The sequence below is a fragment of the Actinophytocola sp. genome (assembly GCF_049647105.1).
GTDB lineage: Bacteria > Actinomycetota > Actinomycetes > Mycobacteriales > Pseudonocardiaceae > Actinophytocola.
This window is the reverse complement of the sequence record NZ_JBARWZ010000010.1, coordinates 22,050-39,512: the sequence shown is the minus strand read 5'-3', so window position 1 is coordinate 39,512 and position 17,463 is coordinate 22,050. Positions and strand designations below refer to the sequence as shown.

Annotated in this window: 20 protein-coding genes; 13 read left to right on the top strand and 7 right to left on the bottom strand. The window is 68.4% G+C overall.

The genetic code is table 11. The features are described 5' to 3' along the window. Positions 1 to 7: 7 nt before the first annotated feature. The gene (gene prmC, locus WBA97_RS01015; RefSeq protein ID WP_424228705.1) at positions 8 to 856 is read left to right on the top strand and encodes a peptide chain release factor N(5)-glutamine methyltransferase; all 849 of its coding nucleotides are present in this window, start codon (positions 8 to 10) and stop codon (positions 854 to 856) included. Here prmC and WBA97_RS01010 read toward each other — a convergent pair. Together WBA97_RS01010 and WBA97_RS01005 are read right to left on the bottom strand one after the other, a co-directional pair. After that, on the bottom strand, positions 843 to 1,490 hold the full coding sequence (locus tag WBA97_RS01010; protein WP_424228704.1) for an L-threonylcarbamoyladenylate synthase: 648 nt from the start codon (positions 1,488 to 1,490) through the stop codon (positions 843 to 845). The genes prmC and WBA97_RS01010 overlap by 14 nt on opposite strands. Before the next feature lie 438 nt (positions 1,491 to 1,928). After that, on the bottom strand, positions 1,929 to 2,750 hold the full coding sequence (locus tag WBA97_RS01005; RefSeq protein ID WP_424228703.1) for a hypothetical protein: 822 nt from the start codon (positions 2,748 to 2,750) through the stop codon (positions 1,929 to 1,931). 66 nt (positions 2,751 to 2,816) lie between these two features. Here WBA97_RS01005 and WBA97_RS01000 point away from each other — a divergent pair, with 66 nt between their 5' ends. After that, on the top strand, positions 2,817 to 3,440 hold the full coding sequence (locus WBA97_RS01000; protein WP_424228702.1) for a hypothetical protein: 624 nt from the start codon (positions 2,817 to 2,819) through the stop codon (positions 3,438 to 3,440). A gap of 4 nt (positions 3,441 to 3,444) precedes the next feature. Here WBA97_RS01000 and ppk2 read toward each other — a convergent pair whose 3' ends face one another. Then, positions 3,445 to 4,218 (bottom strand): polyphosphate kinase 2, encoded by a 774-nt coding sequence (gene ppk2, locus WBA97_RS00995; RefSeq protein WP_424228701.1) that lies wholly within the window; start codon positions 4,216 to 4,218, stop codon positions 3,445 to 3,447. A 143-nt stretch (positions 4,219 to 4,361) separates the two neighbouring features. Here ppk2 and WBA97_RS00990 point away from each other — a divergent pair, with 143 nt between their 5' ends. From WBA97_RS00990 to WBA97_RS00940, 11 genes are all read left to right on the top strand, one after another. Next, positions 4,362 to 5,507: a glycosyltransferase family 4 protein gene (locus WBA97_RS00990; protein WP_424228700.1), complete on the top strand. Its 1,146-nt coding sequence runs from the start codon at positions 4,362 to 4,364 to the stop codon at positions 5,505 to 5,507. A gap of 36 nt (positions 5,508 to 5,543) precedes the next feature. Next, the gene (locus WBA97_RS00985) at positions 5,544 to 6,044 is read left to right on the top strand and encodes a hypothetical protein (RefSeq protein ID WP_424228699.1); all 501 of its coding nucleotides are present in this window, start codon (positions 5,544 to 5,546) and stop codon (positions 6,042 to 6,044) included. Positions 6,045 to 6,254: 210 nt separating this feature from the next. Continuing rightward, entirely contained in the window at positions 6,255 to 7,037 is a 783-nt protein-coding gene (gene atpB / locus WBA97_RS00980) for a F0F1 ATP synthase subunit A (RefSeq protein ID WP_424228698.1), read from the top strand. A gap of 73 nt (positions 7,038 to 7,110) precedes the next feature. Beyond that, positions 7,111 to 7,371, top strand: a complete 261-nt coding sequence (locus WBA97_RS00975; protein ID WP_184812136.1) for an ATP F0F1 synthase subunit C — start codon at positions 7,111 to 7,113, stop codon at positions 7,369 to 7,371. A 30-nt stretch (positions 7,372 to 7,401) separates the two neighbouring features. Next, complete coding sequence (locus WBA97_RS00970) at positions 7,402 to 7,944, top strand: F0F1 ATP synthase subunit B (RefSeq protein WP_424228697.1); 543 nt, start codon at positions 7,402 to 7,404, stop codon at positions 7,942 to 7,944. 27 nt (positions 7,945 to 7,971) lie between these two features. Next, positions 7,972 to 8,814: a F0F1 ATP synthase subunit delta gene (locus WBA97_RS00965; RefSeq protein ID WP_424228696.1), complete on the top strand. Its 843-nt coding sequence runs from the start codon at positions 7,972 to 7,974 to the stop codon at positions 8,812 to 8,814. 51 nt (positions 8,815 to 8,865) lie between these two features. Next, positions 8,866 to 10,506, top strand: coding sequence for a F0F1 ATP synthase subunit alpha (gene atpA, locus WBA97_RS00960; protein ID WP_424228695.1), 1,641 nt, complete (start codon positions 8,866 to 8,868; stop codon positions 10,504 to 10,506). A 14-nt stretch (positions 10,507 to 10,520) separates the two neighbouring features. Further along, the gene (locus tag WBA97_RS00955) at positions 10,521 to 11,477 is read left to right on the top strand and encodes a F0F1 ATP synthase subunit gamma (RefSeq protein WP_424228694.1); all 957 of its coding nucleotides are present in this window, start codon (positions 10,521 to 10,523) and stop codon (positions 11,475 to 11,477) included. After that, entirely contained in the window at positions 11,477 to 12,901 is a 1,425-nt protein-coding gene (atpD, locus tag WBA97_RS00950; protein ID WP_424228693.1) for a F0F1 ATP synthase subunit beta, read from the top strand. The genes WBA97_RS00955 and atpD overlap by 1 nt, the downstream gene beginning before the upstream one ends. Before the next feature lie 392 nt (positions 12,902 to 13,293). Continuing rightward, positions 13,294 to 13,650 carry a F0F1 ATP synthase subunit epsilon gene (locus WBA97_RS00945; RefSeq protein ID WP_424228736.1) on the top strand — a complete coding sequence of 119 codons (357 nt, stop codon included), beginning with the start codon at positions 13,294 to 13,296 and terminating at the stop codon, positions 13,648 to 13,650. A gap of 25 nt (positions 13,651 to 13,675) precedes the next feature. Next, positions 13,676 to 14,110 carry a DUF2550 domain-containing protein gene (locus WBA97_RS00940; protein WP_424228692.1) on the top strand — a complete coding sequence of 145 codons (435 nt, stop codon included), beginning with the start codon at positions 13,676 to 13,678 and terminating at the stop codon, positions 14,108 to 14,110. Between the two features lie 13 nt (positions 14,111 to 14,123). Here WBA97_RS00940 and WBA97_RS00935 read toward each other — a convergent pair whose 3' ends face one another. Genes WBA97_RS00935 through WBA97_RS00920 form a run of 4 tightly spaced genes read right to left on the bottom strand, consistent with a single transcriptional unit; the run spans position 14,124 to position 17,416 of the window. Continuing rightward, the gene (locus WBA97_RS00935; protein ID WP_424228691.1) at positions 14,124 to 14,936 is read right to left on the bottom strand and encodes a DUF1206 domain-containing protein; all 813 of its coding nucleotides are present in this window, start codon (positions 14,934 to 14,936) and stop codon (positions 14,124 to 14,126) included. A 50-nt stretch (positions 14,937 to 14,986) separates the two neighbouring features. Continuing rightward, entirely contained in the window at positions 14,987 to 15,559 is a 573-nt protein-coding gene (locus WBA97_RS00930) for a cob(I)yrinic acid a,c-diamide adenosyltransferase (protein WP_424228690.1), read from the bottom strand. A gap of 10 nt (positions 15,560 to 15,569) precedes the next feature. Beyond that, complete coding sequence (locus WBA97_RS00925) at positions 15,570 to 16,424, bottom strand: LLM class flavin-dependent oxidoreductase (protein ID WP_424228689.1); 855 nt, start codon at positions 16,422 to 16,424, stop codon at positions 15,570 to 15,572. Positions 16,425 to 16,459: 35 nt separating this feature from the next. Further along, on the bottom strand, positions 16,460 to 17,416 hold the full coding sequence (locus WBA97_RS00920) for a zinc-binding dehydrogenase (protein WP_424228688.1): 957 nt from the start codon (positions 17,414 to 17,416) through the stop codon (positions 16,460 to 16,462). Positions 17,417 to 17,463 lie beyond the last annotated feature (47 nt).

The window sequence follows — 17,463 nt, the reverse complement described above, 5'->3', positions numbered from 1 at the left end:
GACCGCCATGTCGAGACAGCCGCTTCGCCTCGCGATCATGGAGGCGGAACGCATCCTGGCGGACGCCGGGGTGGCCTCGCCGCGCGTGGACGCGGAGCTGATCGCGGCACACGTGCTCGGCGTCGAGCGCGGCAAGCTGATGATGGTCCCGCTCGTGGACCGCCAGGTCGTCGAGGCGATCGGTCAGCTCGTGCACCAGCGCGCGAAGCGGATCCCCCTGCAGCACCTGCTGGGCTGGGCCGTGATGGGGACGGTGACCCTGGAGGTCGGCCCCGGCGTGTTCGTGCCGAGGCCGGAGACCGAGCTGCTGCTGGAGTGGGGTCTGACCTTCCTTGCGGGACGGGAGAACCCGGTCGTCGTGGACCTGTGCACCGGCACCGGCGCGCTGGCCATCGCGGTGGCGGCGGCACGGCCCGACGCGGAGGTCCACGCCGTGGAGATCGACACGACCGCGCTGGCGTGGGCCCGCCGCAACATGGCGTCGAGCCGGGTCAAGCTGCACGCCGGGGACGTGGCGGACCCGGACCTGTTCGCCGAGCTGCACGCCCAGGTCGACCTGGTGCTGTGCAACCCGCCGTACGTGCCGGCCGGCACGCCAGTGCCGCCGGAGGTGGGGGAGCACGACCCGGCCAGGGCGGTGTTCGCGGGCAGCGACGGCCTCACGGTGATCAGGCACGTGGTGAACCTGGCGGCCAGGTTGCTGACCCCGGGGGGTGCCGTCGCGATCGAGCACGACGACAGCCAGCGCGAGTCGGTGCCCGGGCTGCTGACGAACAGGAAGGTCCTGACGGACGTCGAGGACCACGACGACCTGGCAGGGCGGCCGCGGTTCGCGACCGCGATCAGGACGTCCTGACCTCGGACCCCAGCGCCTCGGAGATCGCGGCCACCGGCACCGCGCCCTCACGCAGCACCACCGGCTCGTCCCCGGACAGGTCGACGATCGTGGACGGCACCGGTTCGCCGGACGGGCCGCCGTCGAGGTAGACCGCGACGGACTCCCCGAGCTGCGACTTGGCCTCGTCCACGGTGGCCGCAGGCGGCTGCCCGGACACGTTGGCGCTGGACACGGCCATCGGCCCGACCTCGCGCAGCAGCTCGAGCGCCACCGGGTGCAGCGGCATCCGCAGCATCACGGTCCCGCCGACCTGCCCGAGGTCCCACGACAGCGACGGCGCGTGTGGCAGCACGATCGACACGTCACCGGGCCAGAACGCCTCGATGAGCTGCCGGGCGTGCCTCGGCACCGACAGCACGAGCCCGTCGATGGTCGACCACGATCCGACGAGCACCCCGACCGGCATGTCCGGCCCCCGGTGCTTCGCCGCCAGCAACGCACGCACCGCGGTACCCGAGAACGCGTCCGACCCGATGCCGTACACCGTGTCGGTGGGCATTACCACGAGCCGCCCTGCTCGGACGGCACTCGCCGCGGCGGCAAGCCCGTCGGCACGGTCAGGTTCCTGCGCGCAGTCGTAAACGACACTCACAGCCCTGACTGTATCCGCCTCCCCGGAGTTTCAAAGTGTTGGTGTCGACCCAGCGCATCCTCGGACCGTGGATGGTTGGTGGCTGGGTGCGGTCGCTAGTCCGCCTCCCCGGAATTCACAGTGTTGGTGTCGACCCAGCGACAGTTGCGGATCGCAGGTGGTTGGCGGCTGGGTGCCGTCGCTAGTCCGCCTCCCCGGAATTTTAAAGTGTTGGTCTCGACCCAGCGACAGCTGCGGATCGCAGGTGGTTGGTGGCTGGGTGCCGTCGCTAGTCCGCCTCCCCGGAATTCACAGTGTTGGTCTCGACCCAGCGACAGCTGGGGATCGCAGGTGGTTGGTGGCTGGGTGCCGTCACGTTCCCCTGAGGTCGCTGCTGGTCAGGCCCAGACCCTCGCTCACAGATCCCTGAATAGGCCAGGATCCCTAGACCAGGCCCTCCTAGACGCCTTGTCTCACTATGTGTGGGGCCATCTCGGTGGCTCGCCGCCGCCACGTCTGTCGTCGGAAGCGGTGCACGACCACGAAAAGCAGTGCCGCACCAGCCACCACACCCGCGAACACCAGCACCAGGTTGTCCAGCAACCCGCCCGCCACCACCGTGATGAGTCCCAGCGCGACGATCAGCACCGCGAGGCTCACCGCGATGCCCTCCGGCGACCACGCCCAGCGCCTGCCGGCGGCCACCTCGGAAAGCAGGTGGTCGGCGCCCCGCTCCAGCTCCGTGTCGCCGGTCTCCAACGCGAGGATCCGCCGCCCGGCGTCCTCACAGATCCGCAGCTGCGCCTCGCTGGTGATCACCAGCACGTCGTCCGCCGTCCGCGACCGGCACTGGTCCGCCGCCGAGAACCACGCGCTCGCCAGGTAGTACCGCAACGTCGGGTCAGATGGCCGGTCGGCGACGAGCAGCTCGAGGTCGGCGACCGCGCTCGCCGCCTGCCCCTGCCCGATCTTCACCAGCGCGAGCCCCACCTGTGCCAGCAAGGCGGCCAGCCCACCCGACGGCAGCGCGGCCTGGTAGTTCTCCTCGGCGCTATGCCAACCGCCACGTGCGAGGTAGACGTCGCCGACACCCACCCTGTCGAGTGGGTCGGCACGCAGTGCCGCGGCGGCCTCGAACTCGGCGAGGGCCTCGTCGAGCCGCCCCGCCACCAGCGCGGACCGGCCACGATCCGCGTGCAGCCGGGCATCCGGCTGGTCGACAGGTTGGTCGTCCGGCACCAGCTGCCATTTGACGATCACGTCCTGCCACGTTCGAAGCATTGGATCACCTCGGCGGGCACGTTACTCTCGGTAGACCCATGTCGGGGGGGTGTAGAGGTGAAACTGGTGGGGAGCGTCAAGTCGCTCAGCTCACGCCGGGTGGCGTGGGCGTTCGCCGCTGCCTACGTGGTGGTGAGCGCCGCGGTCGGCGCCGTCCTGCTGACCATGCCGAAGACCGACGCCGCCGGGGCCGAGAGGCCGACTCCCTACATCTCGTCGGACGGTTCCTCGCCGGCCGTGGCGTCAAGTACCGCGCCCGCCGGGTTCCAGCGGGTGGGGGGTCCCGCCCAGCTGTCGACGGTGATCCCCGACGAGTGGCGGTCCGTTTCGGCGGGCGGGCCCGGGGCCATGCGGGCTGTCGACCCTTCCGATCCTTCGCGGATCGTCGGGTTCGGCGGGGCTCGTGCCACCTCGCCGGACATCGTGCGGGTGCATGTGGCTTACGAGTCCGGTTTCGCGGCCAGGACGGTTGCCTACCGGCGGCTGGATCTGCGCAGCGCCACCTATGGTGGGCATCCGGCGGTGGAGTGGGAGTTCCAGCACCGGGACGGGCGCGGACTCCAGCGGGTGCACGCCTTGTACTGGCTCGTCGGCGGGGTCGAGTACTTCGTGTTCGCCTCCGCCCCGGATGAGGAATGGCCCCGGATGCAGCCCGTCTACGACGCCATGGTGGCCAATTCCCGGCCGTGAGGTGTCAGAACCTTGCCGGGACGAAGCGCATCGACTTCTTCGGTGGGCGCTTGTAGTCCGGGTCCTCAGGGCCGCGTGGGGGGAGCTCCAGCGCCGGTGGGTCGACGTCCTCGTACGGGACCTGGCTCAGCAGGTGCGAAATGCAGTTCAGCCTCGCCCGTTTCTTCGAGTCCGCCTCCACGACCCACCACGGGGAAGCCTTCACGTCCGTGTGGGCGAACATCACGTCCTTGGCCTTCGAATAGTCGAACCAGCGACGCCGTGCCTCGAGGTCCATCGGGGAGATCTTCCAGCGTTTCGTGCGGTCGCGCATGCGTTGCTGGAAACGCTTCTCCTGGTTCTTGTCGGACACCGAGAACCAGTACTTCACCAGGATGATCCCCGACCTGATGAGCATCCGCTCGAACTCCGGGGCCGACCGCAGGAACTCCTGGTACTCGGCCTCGGTGCAGAAGCCCATCACGTGTTCGACGCCGGCGCGGTTGTACCAGGAACGGTCGAACAGGACGATCTCTCCCGCGGCGGGGAGGTGTGTGACGTACCGCTGGAAGTACCACTGGGACTTCTCACGTTCGGTGGGGGTGCCGAGCGCCGCGATCCGGCAGACGCGTGGGTTCAGTGGTTCGGTGATGCGTTTGATGGCACCACCCTTGCCCGCCGCGTCGCGACCCTCGAACAGGACGGCCACGCGCAGGCCCTTCGCCTTGACCCAGTCCTGCAGCTTCACCAGTTCGAGGTGCAGGTTGGCCAGCTCAGCCTCGTAGTTCAGCTTGGTCATCCACGGACCGTAACCCGCTCGCGGTAACCTGGCCCGGCAAATCCGCCACGAGAGAGAAGCAGCAGGGTTGAACACGCCGTTCTGGGGCCCGGACTTCGAATCGCTGGCCGCGTCGCACCCCGCCTACCCCCGGGACTGAGCGCGTGGACCTGGCACAGAACTTCCAGCCCGCAGGCCTCCCGATCCGGGAGTATCTGCTGGTCGGGCTGACGACGGCGGTCCTGACGTTCCTGTTCACCGGCGTCGTGCGGCTGTTCGCGCTGCGGTGGGGCGCGGTCGCCTACCCTCGGCAACGCGACGTGCACACGGTGCCGATCCCGCGTCTCGGCGGGCTCGCGATGTACCTCGGCGTGTGCGGTGGCATGCTGCTCGCGCACCAGCTGCCGGTGCTGCGCCGCGCGTTCGACTACTCGCTCGACCCGACCGCGATCCTGCTGGGCGGCGGCCTGATCATGGTGATCGGGATGCTCGACGACCGGTTCGAGCTGGACTCGCTCACCAAGCTCGCGGGCCAGACGACGTGTGCAGGCATTCTCGTGCTGCTCGGTCTGCAGTGGATCATCTTCTGGGTGCCGTGGGGTGGCAACGGGGCGGGCGGCTCGCTGCTGATCCTGGACCAGAACCAGGGCGCGATCCTGACCGTGCTGCTCGTCGTCACGATGGTCAACGCGATCAACTTCGTCGACGGGCTTGACGGGCTCGCGGCGGGGGTTGGGCTCATCTCGTCCGTCGCGACCTGTGCGTTCTCGCTGCACCTGCTGGAGCAGTCCGGCGGCGACGTCACCTACTACCCGCCCGCGCTGATCGCCGCGACACTGGCTGGCGCGTGCCTCGGCTTCCTGCCGCACAACTTCCAGCCCGCGAAGATCTTCATGGGCGACTCCGGCTCGATGCTGATCGGCCTGATGATGGCGGCGGCCAGCACCTCGGCGTCTGGCAAGGTGCAGAGCCTCGACGGCACCGAGACGATCGCGCTCCTGTCGCCACTGCTGGTGGTCGCCGCTGTGCTGTTCGTACCGGTGCTGGACCTGCTGATGGCCGTGGTGCGGCGCACTCGCAAGGGCCTCTCGCCGTTCCACGCCGACAAGATGCACCTCCACCACCGGCTGCTGGAGATCGGTCACTCCCAGCGCAGGGCCGTGCTGTTGATCTACCTGTGGGCCGCCGTGCTGGCGTTCGGGACCGTCGCGCTGAGCCTGTTCGACGCGTTGGCCGTGGGGTGGGGGATCGGGATCGGCCTCCTGATCGCGCTCGTCGTCTCGGTCGTACCTAGACTCAGGGCGAGATGACTGAGCGCAGCTTGCGGAGCGAAAACCATTCCTGAGATGACAGAGACCGAGAAGAAGAAGACCGACAGCGAGCCGAGCGCCGCTGACCTGGGCATTCAGACCGACCTGCCCAAGACCCACGGCGAGGCCGTGACCCGCCTGGCGGACGCGATGCTCCGGTACGCGATCTGGCCCGCGGTGGCGACGATCGTCGTCGGCATCGTCGTGGCGAGCGTGCTGTACGGCGCGCGTGGTGGAGTCGCCGCGCTGGTCGGCGGGGCGGTCGCGGTCGCGTCGTCGCTCGCCACCTGGTGGCTGATGCGCAAGACGGCCGCGCTGAACCCGATGATGGTGATGACCGGCGCGCTCGGCGGGTTCATCGGCAAGATGATCATCCTGCTGCTGGTGCTGATGGTTCTGCGTGAGATCACCTGGCTGCACACGAGGTCGCTGGCGTTCACGATGCTGGCCGTGGTGATCGTCTGGGCGGCCATGGACACCGTCGCCTTCCGCCGCACGAAGCTGCCGACCTTGATCATCAATGACGACGACCAGTAGATCTTCTACCAAGTAGTACGCGCGTTCTTCTTGGCCCGGAGCGGCTGATAGGGTGCGCTTGTACCTCGGTTCACAAGCCCAGGGCGCACCCCTCACGAGCAGGGGTGCCGCTGTCAGTTGCGCGGGCTGCCTGAGGTACGTTACGTCCTGATCGTGACGATTCCCCCGGCGGTGTGAACCTGCCGGCCGGGAGAACCGGAAGGAGCCCAGTTGCGGGCGCTGTGGCTAGCAGAGGGTGGAGAGTTCGTTCCCCCGGGTGCGGGTGACTTCAACCTCCCACCCCTATTTCTGGGCATCACCAAGCCGATGTTGCTCGTGGTGCTGTCAGTGGTCATCATCGCGTTGTTCTTCGTGATGGCGTCGCGCCGCCTCTCGGTGGTGCCGAGCCGTTTCACGTTCGTCGCCGAGTCGATCTACGACTTCGGGCGCAACAACATCGCGCGGGAGCTGATCGGCTCCAAGGAATTCCGGCCGTACGTGCCGTTGATCGTCACGATGTTCGTCTTCGTACTGGTCAACAATATCTTCGGCCTCATCCCGTTCATCCAGTTCCCGACCTTCTCGCACATCGGGTTCCCACTGGCGATCTCGCTCCTGATCGTCTACCCGCTGTGGCACTACATCGGCCTCCGCAGGCACGGGTTCGTCGGCCACCTCAAGAACCAGCTCGTGCCGCCTGGCGTGCCGAAGCCGGTGCTCCTGCTGCTCGTGCCGGTCGAGGCGTTCGTGAAGTTCTTCATGAACCCCCTCACGCACGCGATCCGAGTATTCGCCGCGATGTTCGCGGGTCACCTGATCCTGATCGTGTTCACGCTCGCGGGTCAGTACCTGTTATTCGAGGCTAGTGGCCCCCTGAAGCCGGTTTCGTTGGTCTCGTGGGCTTTCGCCATCGCGATGACGTTCGTCGAAGCCCTGATCCAGGTCCTTCAGGCGTACATCTTCGCGTTGCTGGCGGCGAACTACATCAGCGCCGCCCTGACCGCGGACCACTGATTTCACAACCGATTAAAGGCATGCACCCGATCCGCGAAACCTCGCGGACCGAGTTTGGAAGGAAACAAATCAAGTGAGCGCCATTCACCTCGCCCAGGAGTCCTTCAACCTGAACCCGGGCCTTTCGCTTATCGGTTACGGCCTTGGTGCGATCGGCCCGGGCGTCGGCGTGGGTCTCATCTTCGCCGCCGTCATCAACGGCACCGCGCGTCAGCCGGAGGCCCAGAGCAAGCTGATGAGCATCGCGTGGCAGACCTTCGTCCTGGTCGAGGTCCTCGCGCTGATCGGCCTGGTGCTGTTCTTCATCGCGTCCACGGGCGGCGCACCTGAGTAAGTCCCCCCTTCTGACGCTCCGGGAGCCACCATGGTGAATACCGCGATTGTTCTGGCCGCGGAAGAGCCGAGTCCGATCATTCCGCACGTTTCCGAGATCATCCTCGGAGCGGTCGCGTTCCTGCTTCTGCTGTGGGTGCTGCAGAAGTTCGCGTTCCCGCGGTTCGAGGCGCTCTACAAGGAGCGCACCGAGAAGATCGAAGGCGGCATCAAGAGGGCCGAGGAGGCTCAGGCCGAAGCCGAGAAGGCGCTGCAGACCTACCAGGCGCAGCTCGCCGAGGCGCGGGCCGAGTCCGCACGCATCCGGGACGACGCCCGGCTGGAGGCGGAGCAGATCAAGGAAGAGCTCCGCACCCAGGCGCAGGACGAAGCCGCACGTATCGTGGCTGCTGGGCGCGCACAGCTGGAGGCCCAGCGCGCACAGATCGTCGCGGAGCTGCGTGCCGACCTCGGTCGTCACGCGGTCGAGCTGGCGAGCCGGATCGTCGGTGAGTCTCTCGAGGACGATGCGCGCCGCCGAGGCACCGTGGACCGGTTCCTCGACGACCTCGACTCGGTCTCGGCGCGGAACTAGGTCTTTCGAGGACGGACGGGATTGACGATGACGCTGTTCCACGCCGCTAGCCGCGAAGCGCTCGCCATCGCAGAGCAGAAGCTGCTCGAGGTGCTGAGCGCCAAGCCGGCCGCGCGGGCAAAGAGCGTGCCTGCCGAGCAGCTCGGCGACGAGGTGCTCTCCGTCGTGCGGCTGCTCGACGGAGAGGTCGGCCTTCGCCGCGTGCTCGGCGACTCGTCGGCGGAGCGGGGCCGACGCGAGGACCTGCTCACCCAGCTGCTGTCCGGCAAGGTCAGCGCGCCGACACTGCAGGTGCTGACCGCCGCGGTCGTCGAGCGGTGGTCGTCGCCACGCGAGCTGGTCGACGGCATGGACGAGCTGGGCCGCATCGCGCTGCTCGTGCACGCGGAGCGGGAAGGCCACCTGGACGCGGTGGAGGACGAGTTGTTCCGGTTCGGCCGGATCGTCGCCGCGGACAGTGAGCTGGAGCGGGCGCTGTCCGACCGGACCGCCCCGCTGGAAGGCAAGGCCGCGCTGATCCGCGAGCTGATCGGGGAGAAGGCCGACAGCGTCACCGTTCGCCTGATCGAGCAGCTGGTGACCGTGCCGCGCGGGCGGACGGTCGTCAGCGGGCTTGCCGAGCTGGCCGCCGAGGCGGCCAAGCGGCGTGAGCGGTCCGTGGCCACGGTGGTCGCGCCGGTCCCGCTGAGCGACGAGCAGGAGGAGCGGCTCGCCGCGACCCTGCAGCGCATCTACTCGCGGCCGATCGCACTGCATGTCGAGGTCGACCCGACCATCCAGGGTGGCCTGGTGATCAAGGTGGGCGACGAGGTCATCGATGGCAGCGCCATCGGTCGCATCGACGAGCTGCGCCGGCGACTCGCGGGCTAGCGGCGAGCACAAACTTCTGAGAAAGACACAGACGGTAGGAGCGGGAACGACATGGCGGAGCTGACGATCTCGTCGGACGAGATTCGCAGTGCGATCGACAACTACGTGTCCAGTTACTCGCCTGACGTCAACCGGGAGGAGGTCGGCCTCGTCGTCGACACCGGTGACGGCGTGGCGCACGTCGAGGGCCTGCCCTCGACCATGGCAAACGAGCTTCTCGAGTTCCCGGGTGGGATTCTCGGAGTCGCGCAGAACCTGGAGCCGCGCCAGATCGGTGTGGTCATCCTGGGTAACTACGAGCAGATCGAGGAGGGTCAGGAGGTCAAGCGGACCGGCCGGATCCTCTCGGTCCCGGTCGGCGACGCCTTCCTCGGTCGCGTGATCGACCCGCTCGGCAAGCCGCTCGACGGCCTCGGTGACATCGCCGCGGACGAGACGCGCGCCCTGGAGCTGCAGGCCGCGAGTGTGGTCCAGCGGCAGCCGGTGAGCGAGCCGCTGCAGACCGGTATCACCGCGATCGACGCGATGACCCCGATCGGCCGCGGCCAGCGCCAGCTGATCATCGGCGACCGCAAGACCGGCAAGACCGCGGTCTGCGTCGACACGATCCTCAACCAGCGTGCGAACTGGGAGTCCGGCGACCCGCAGAAGCAGGTTCGCTGCATCTACGTCGCGATCGGCCAGAAGGGCACCACGATCGCCGCGGTGCGCAAGGCGCTCGAGGACAACGGCGCGCTGGAGTACACGACGATCGTCGCCGCCCCGGCGTCGGACTCGGCGGGCTTCAAGTGGCTGGCCCCCTACACGGGCTCCGCGCTGGGTCAGCACTGGATGTACCAGGGCAAGCACGTCCTGATCGTGTTCGACGACCTGACCAAGCAGGCCGACGCGTACCGCGCCCTGTCGCTGCTGCTGCGCCGCCCGCCGGGCCGCGAGGCGTTCCCCGGCGACGTCTTCTACTTGCACTCCCGCCTGCTGGAGCGCTGCGCGAAGCTGAACGACGAGCTCGGTGCCGGCTCGCTGACCGGTCTGCCGGTCATCGAGACCAAGGCGAACGACATCTCCGCCTACATCCCGACGAACGTCATCTCGATCACCGACGGGCAGTGCTTCTTCCAGTCGGACCTGTTCAACTCCGGTCAGCGCCCGGCGGTCGACGTGACAACGTCGGTGTCGCGAGTCGGTGGTGCCGCGCAGATCAAGGCCATGAAGTCGGTGTCCGGCTCCATGCGTATCGACCTGTCGCAGTACGAGGAGCTGAAGTCGTTCGCGGCCTTCGCCTCGGACCTCGACGCCGCGTCGCGTGCGCAGCTGGACCGCGGTGCCCGCCTGTACGAGCTGCTCAGGCAGCCGCAGTACTCGCCGGTGCCGGTCGAGCAGCAGGTCGTCACCGTGTACCTCGGCACCAACGGTCACTACGACGAGGTGCCGGTCGAGGACGTCGCGCGGTTCAACAGGGAGCTCCAGGAGAACCTGCGCCACAAGCACGAGGGCATCCTCGCCGAGATCCGGGACACCGGTAAGTGGACCGACGACCTCGCGGAACGGGCGGTCAACGCGACCAACGAGTTCAAGAAGGGCTTCACCACTTCCGAGGGCAAGCCCCTCAACGAGGAAGAGGCAGAGGCCATGTCCGTCGACGAGGTCGGGCAGGAGACCGTCAAGGTCAACCGCTCCGCCCCGAAGAGCTGACCGGGCGGAAGTAGATGGCCGCACAACTTCGCGAACTACGGTCCAAGATCAGGGCGACCAAGTCCATCGGCAAGATCACCAAGGCGATGGAGCTCATCGCCACGTCGCGCATCAGCAAGGCGCAGGCGCGGGTGGACGCGTCCCGGCCCTACTCGGAGGAGATCACCAAGGTCCTCTCCGCGCTGGCCAGCGCAGCCACCACGCTCGACGACCCGCTGCTGACCGAGCGCCAGAACCCCAAGCGGGTCGGCGTGCTCGTCGTGACCAGCGACAAGGGCCTCTGCGGTGCGTACAACGCCAACGTGCTGCGTGCCGCCGAGGAGCTTCAGTCGCTGCTGCGTGAGCAGGGCAAGACGCCGGTGCTGTACGTGATGGGCTCCAAGGGTGTCGGTTACTACCGGTTCCGCGACCGCAAGGTCGAGGAGAGCTGGACCGGCTTCACCCAGGTGCCGCGCTACGAGAACGCGCAGGAGGCGGGCAAGACGCTGGTCGCCGCGTTCAACTCGGGTGCGGACGACGAGGGTGACGATGCGGGTGCCGACGGCATCCTCGGCGTCGACGAGCTGCACATCGTGTACACGGAGTTCCGCTCGATGCTGTCGCAGGTGCCGGTGGCCAAGCGGATCGCGCCGCTCGAGGTGGAGTACGCCGAGGAGGGGGCGGAGGACACGAAGCCAAAGAGCGACGTGATCCCGTCCGCCTACTCGTTCGAGCCCAGTGCAGAGGCGCTGCTCTCCGCGCTGCTGCCGAAGTACATCAACACCCGGATCTACGCGGCGCTGCTCGAGTCGGCGGCGTCGCAGCTGGCCGCGCAGCGCAACGCCATGAAGTCGGCGTCGGACAACGCGAACGACCTGGTGAAGACCTACACCCGGCTCGCCAACCAGGCGCGTCAGGGCCAGATCACCCAGGAGATCAGCGAAATCGTCGGCGGTGCGAACGCACTCGCCTCGGTAGGAAGTGAAGACTGATGACGACAACCGAGAACGCCGCCAAGGGCCGCATCGTGCGGGTGACCGGTCCTGTGGTCGACGTCGAGTTCCCCCGCGGCCAGGTGCCTGAGCTGTTCAACGCGCTGAAGACCGAGATCACGTTCGAGGAGCTGAAGAAGACGGTGACCCTCGAGGTCGCCCAGCACCTCGGCGACAACCTCGTGCGCACCATCTCCCTGCAGCCGCAGGACGGCCTGGTCCGTGGCGCCGAGGTGCTCGACACCGGTGCCGCGATCTCCGTGCCGGTCGGTGACGGGGTCAAGGGCCACGTCTACAACGCGCTCGGCGAGTGCCTCGACGAGCCCGGCTACGGCGCGGACTTCGAGAAGTGGGGCATCCACCGCAAGCCCCCGGCCTTCGACCAGCTCGAGGGCAAGACCGAGATGCTGGAGACCGGCCTCAAGGTCATCGACCTGCTGACCCCGTACGTGACCGGTGGCAAGATCGGTCTGTTCGGTGGTGCTGGCGTCGGCAAGACGGTGCTCATCAAGGAGATGATCACCCGTGTGGCCCGTAACTTCGGTGGCACCTCGGTGTTCGCCGGTGTCGGTGAGCGCACCCGTGAGGGCACGGACCTCTTCCTGGAGATGAGCGAGGACGGCGTCATCAACGACACCGCGCTCGTGTTCGGTCAGATGGACGAGCCGCCTGGCACGCGTATGCGGGTCGCCCTGTCGGCGCTGACCATGGCGGAGTACTTCCGCGACGTCCAGAACCAGGACGTGCTGCTGTTCATCGACAACATCTTCCGTTTCACCCAGGCGGGTTCTGAGGTGTCGACCCTGCTGGGCCGCATGCCATCCGCCGTGGGTTACCAGCCGACGCTGGCGGACGAGATGGGCGAGCTGCAGGAGCGGATCACCTCGACCAAGGGTCGTTCGATCACCTCGATGCAGGCGATCTACGTGCCGGCGGACGACTACACCGACCCGGCCCCGGCGACGACGTTCGCCCACCTGGACGCCACCACGGAGCTTTCCCGGTCGGTGTTCCAGAAGGGCATCTTCCCGGCGGTGGACCCGCTGGCGTCGACGTCGACCATTCTCGACCCGGCGATCGTCGGTGAGAAGCACTACGCGGTGGCCTCCGAGGTCATCAGGATCCTGCAGAAGTACAAGGAGCTGCAGGACATCATCGCGATCCTCGGTATGGACGAACTGTCCGAAGAGGACAAGCTGACGGTGAACCGGGCCCGCCGCATCGAGCGGTTCCTGTCGCAGAACATGCTGGTGGCCGAGGCCTTCACCGGCCAGCCGGGTTCCACGGTGCCGCGCGAGGAGACCGTCGAGGCCTTCGACAAGATCACCACGGGCGACTTCGACCACTACCCGGAGCAGGCGTTCCTTGGTATCGGTGGCCTGGAGGACCTGGAGAAGAAGTACAAGGAGATCACCAAGAAGTAGGTGCTCCCGAAGACGACGAACGCCGCGCTCCCGGTTCGGGGGCGCGGCGTTCGCCTTGGCTCGTGACGCTGCCATGTCGTCGAGGAGGCCCGCACCACCTCGTCCCCGTCGACGATCTGTTGCTCATGGCCCGGACGGGCGGGTGATGTGGTGTTCTCCAGCGGGACCTCGCTCACCCGGCGTGACCTGGTCCGCCGGCGGTTCGCCGCCGCGTTCGCCAGGGCGGCCCGCACGTACGGCTCCGGTCTGCCCCCTCGGCCTCGGCCATGTGTTACCCCAGTAGGTCGGTGACTTGTTTCACCCTTCTCGACACCGGCCTGGCTGGGGAGGTTGAGACCCGACCAATTAGACTCCGAATGAACACCCATACAAGGAGGTACCGCGTGGCCGAGATGTCCGTCCAGCTGGTCGCCGTGGAACGACGCCTGTGGTCGGGTACCGGCACGTTCGTCTCGGCGCAGACCACCGAGGGCGAGATCGGCATTCTGCCCGGTCACGAGCCCGTGCTCGGTCAGCTGATCGAGGGTGGCGTGGTCAAGGTGCGCACGACAGACGGCCAGACCGTCACCGCGGCCGTCCAGGGTGGTTTCCTTTCCGTGACCGGGGAGGCGGTACGCATCCTCGCGGAGTCCGCCGACCTGGCCGACGAGATCGACGTGGCGTCGGCGCAGGCCGACCTCAGCTCGGACGACGAGGAGATCCGCGCGAGAGCGCAGAGTCGACTCCGCGCCGCGGGCCAGCAGGACTGACAGCCAGGCGAATGGGGGGCGGGCCGTGGACATCACAGTGACGGTCGGTGCGGTCCTCCTGCTGATCACGGTTGTCCTCGTCTGGTTGACCGTTCGTCGGTTGCGTGCGCTGCGGTCCGGTGGTGTGCACGCCGCGCTGCGTACCCGGCTCGACGACGCGGGCAAGGGCTGGCACCTCGGGGTGGGGCGCTACCAGGGTGACGAGTTCGTGTGGTTCCGCGTGCTCAGCCTGCGCCCCGGCCCCGACCGGGTGATCAGCCGCAGTGCGCTCGAGATCGCGGACCGTCGGGACCCGTCGGGGCCGGAGCTGTACAGCATGCCTCCCTCGGCGCACGTGCTGCGGTTCCGCGAGGCGGGCGTCGGCGCCGAGGTGGAGATCGCCATGGGAACCGACGCACTGACCGGGTTCCTGTCATGGCTTGAGTCGGCCCCACCGGGCCGACTGCCCTGGGCTTCCTAGTTCTGCGCGCGAGCTAGTTCTTGTGCGCGCGAGCGGCGGCGAAGCAGTAGACGCCGAACGCGGCGAGTCCGACGCCGACGATCACGAGCGCCACGGTCCCGAAGGGCTGCGCGGCGAGTGTCTTCAACGCGCGGTCCAGGCCGCCGGCCTCCTGTGAGTTCGACTGGAACGCGGCGAACCCGAGCAGCACGCCGATGATGCCCACCACGATGCCCTTGGCGACGTAGCCGAACACACCGAGCCTCGTGACCCAGTGCTGGGTGCCGCGCGGCAGGTCGTGCAGGTCGAGGTCGTCGAGGAACTTCTTCTTGACGCCCTTCCTGATCTGGGAGACCGCGACCCCGATGACGATCGCGGCCGCGATCCCGACGAGGATCTGCCCGGCGGGCAGGGACAGCAGCTTCGCCGTGAACTCCTGTTGCTCGTTCCCGGACCCACCGCCACCGCTGCCGGTGACGAGCCGGATCGAGTAGATCGCGAGCGAGATACCGAAGATGGCCTTGACGACGGCCGCGATCCGCCGCCGGGTGCGCTTGCCGTGCTTGGTCACCCACTGGTAGCCGATCGCGGCCTGCATGAGCTGCCAGCCGCCGTAGGCGAACAGGCCGATGGCCAGCACCCACAGCACGACCGCACCGAACGAACCGGAGCCGATCTCCTGGACCGCGCCCTTCTGGTCCGCTTGCTCCCCGGAGTCCCCGAACGCGACGCGTACCGCGAGGTACGCGATGATCACATGCACGAGCCCGTAGCAGACCATGCCGGCCCGCCCGAGCCCCTGCACCACTTTGCTGTTCTTCGCACGATGCGCGGATGAGGCAACCATTCGCCCGGACTACCCAGGTTGTGCGGTTCCGAACGGTCCGTTCGCAGTAATCAGCGCCCGCCACCCGGCTGCCACAGCACGTCGCCGTCCGGGTTCGCGACCCGCGACAGCACGAACAGCAGGTCGGACAGCCGGTTGAGGTACTTGGCGGCGAGGACGTTGGTGCGCTCCCCGTCGGCCTCGACCAGCCGCCACGCGCCGCGCTCGGCCCGCCGGGTCACCGTGCGCGCGACGTGCAACAACGCCGCGCCCGCGGTGCCGCCGGGAAGGATGAACGAGGAGAGCTTGTCGAGGCGCTCGTTGAACGCGTCACACCACTCCTCGAGTCGCTCGATGTAGGCCTCCGTGATCCGCAACGGCGGGTACTTGGGGTCCGGCACCACCGGTGCGCACAGATCGGCCCCGACGTCGAAGAGGTCGTTCTGCACCCCGCGCAGCACGGTCAGCAGCTCGTCGGACAGCCCACCCATGGCCACCGCGACCCCGATGGCCGCGTTGGCCTCGTCGACGTCGGCGTAGGCCGCGAGCCGAGGGTCGGTCTTGGGCACGCGTTTCCCGTCCCCGAGCGCGGTGGTGCCGTTGTCGCCGACCTTCGTATATACGCGCGTGATGTGGACCGCCATACCGGGCACATTACCGGCGGCCGGTGCTCGCCCCGGCCACCAGCCGCGCGGTCTCGGCGAGCAGGTCGGCCTGTGCTCGCCAGTCCCCGCCGAACGGGAGCCCGACCACCCTGGTGGCCCCGGCCGCGAACAGTGCGGCGAGGTGCTCCGCGGCCTGATCGGGGTGGCCGGCGAGCAACCCGGCCCTGGCGTACTCCTCGGACATCCCGTACCCGGTGAGCATCCTGACCCGCGCGTCGAGGTCCACACCGGACCCGAGGCCGATGGCGACCTGAGCGGTCACCTCGGGCCGGTGCCCGGCACGCTCGGTGAACTCACCGATCCCGGCGGCGAGGTCGTCCGGCGGCAGGAACGCCGGATACCAGCCGAACCCGTGAGCGGCGGCGCGCCGCATGGCAGGCAGTCCGCCACCGATCAGGATCGGCGGCACGGTGGCCCCTGGCGCGAGCGTGACGGAGGTGCCGTCCACGTCGGTCGTCCGCCCGGCAACCAGGTCGGGCAGGACCGCCAGGGCGGCGTAGGTACGCCCGGTCCGCTCGGCGAACGGCACCCCGACGGCCCGCCAGCCGGCATCCCCGTGCACGACACCGCCCGTCCCGACGCCGAGCACCACCCGATCCCCGGACAACTCCTGCAACGACGCGATCTGCTTGGCGGCCCAGACAACCTGCCGCAGCGCGAGGATCAGCACCCCGAACCCGACCCGCAACCGTGTCGTGGCGCCCGCCGCCTGTGCGAGCACCATCATGCTGTCCAGCCGGGGCACCACGGAGATCAGATGATCCCCGGTCCAGACCGACTCCAACCCGGCGTCTTCCGCGTGCTTGGCGAACACCCCGGGAGCGACTCCGGAGGGCAACGTCATCCCGACATCCATGAGACATCTCCACCTGTGGTTGGTCAGCGGGTTTCCAGCAGCGTCTTGCCGATCGTGGCGCGGGACTGGATCGCCGCGTGGGCCGCCGCGGCCTCGGCCAGCGGGAAGCGCTGGCCGATGATCGGCTGGAGCCTTCCCGCCGCGGCCTCGGCGAGTGCGCTTTCCGTGTAGGCGCGCAGCTCGTCCGGCGTCGCGGCCGGACGGACGAGGGTCACGTCGCGTGCGGTGGCCTCGTCGTCGGTGATCGCGGTCCAGGTGCCGCTCGCCAGGCCGAAGCTCACCATGCGGCCGCCGGGGCCGAGCAGGTCGAACGACGCGGCGCCGATGTCGCCGCCGACGCCGTCGAACACCACGTCCACCGCGCCGGTCGCGTCCCGCACGAGTTTGGGCCAGTTCTCGTCGGTGTAGTCGACGGTGACGTCCGCGCCCAGGTCCCTCGCCACCGCCAGCTTCCGCGCGCCACCCGCCGCCGCGACCACCATGGCACCCGCCGCCTTCGCCAGTTGCACGATCAGGCTGCCGACTCCGCCCGCCGCGGCTTCGACCAGCACCCGGTCTCCTGTCCGGAGTCCGGCCGCCCGCGTCATCATCGTCGCGGTCCTGCCATCTGCCAGCAGGGCGACCGCGACGTCCAGCGGGACCTCGGCCGGTACCAGGAACAACGCCGCCGCGTCGACCGCCACTCGTTCCGCGTAGCCGCCGGAGCCGCCCGTACTGGTGATCACCTGTGTGCCAAGAAGGTCGGCCGGGACCCCCGAACCCACCGCCGCCACCACGCCGCCCACCCCGTTGCCGGGCACCATCGGCAGCGTGCCCGCGAACGGGCCGCCTCCGGTGGCACGGAACTGGGTCTCGACGAACGTGATGTTGGCGAACGCGACGTCCACCACGACTCGTCCCGGGTCCGCGACCGGGTCCGGCGCCTCACCGGGCGTCAGTACCTCCGGCCCGCCGAACTCACGCAACCACACCGCACGCATCGGTCCTCCGCTCAGTAGGACCTCAGCGTGCAACCTCCAGCAATGTA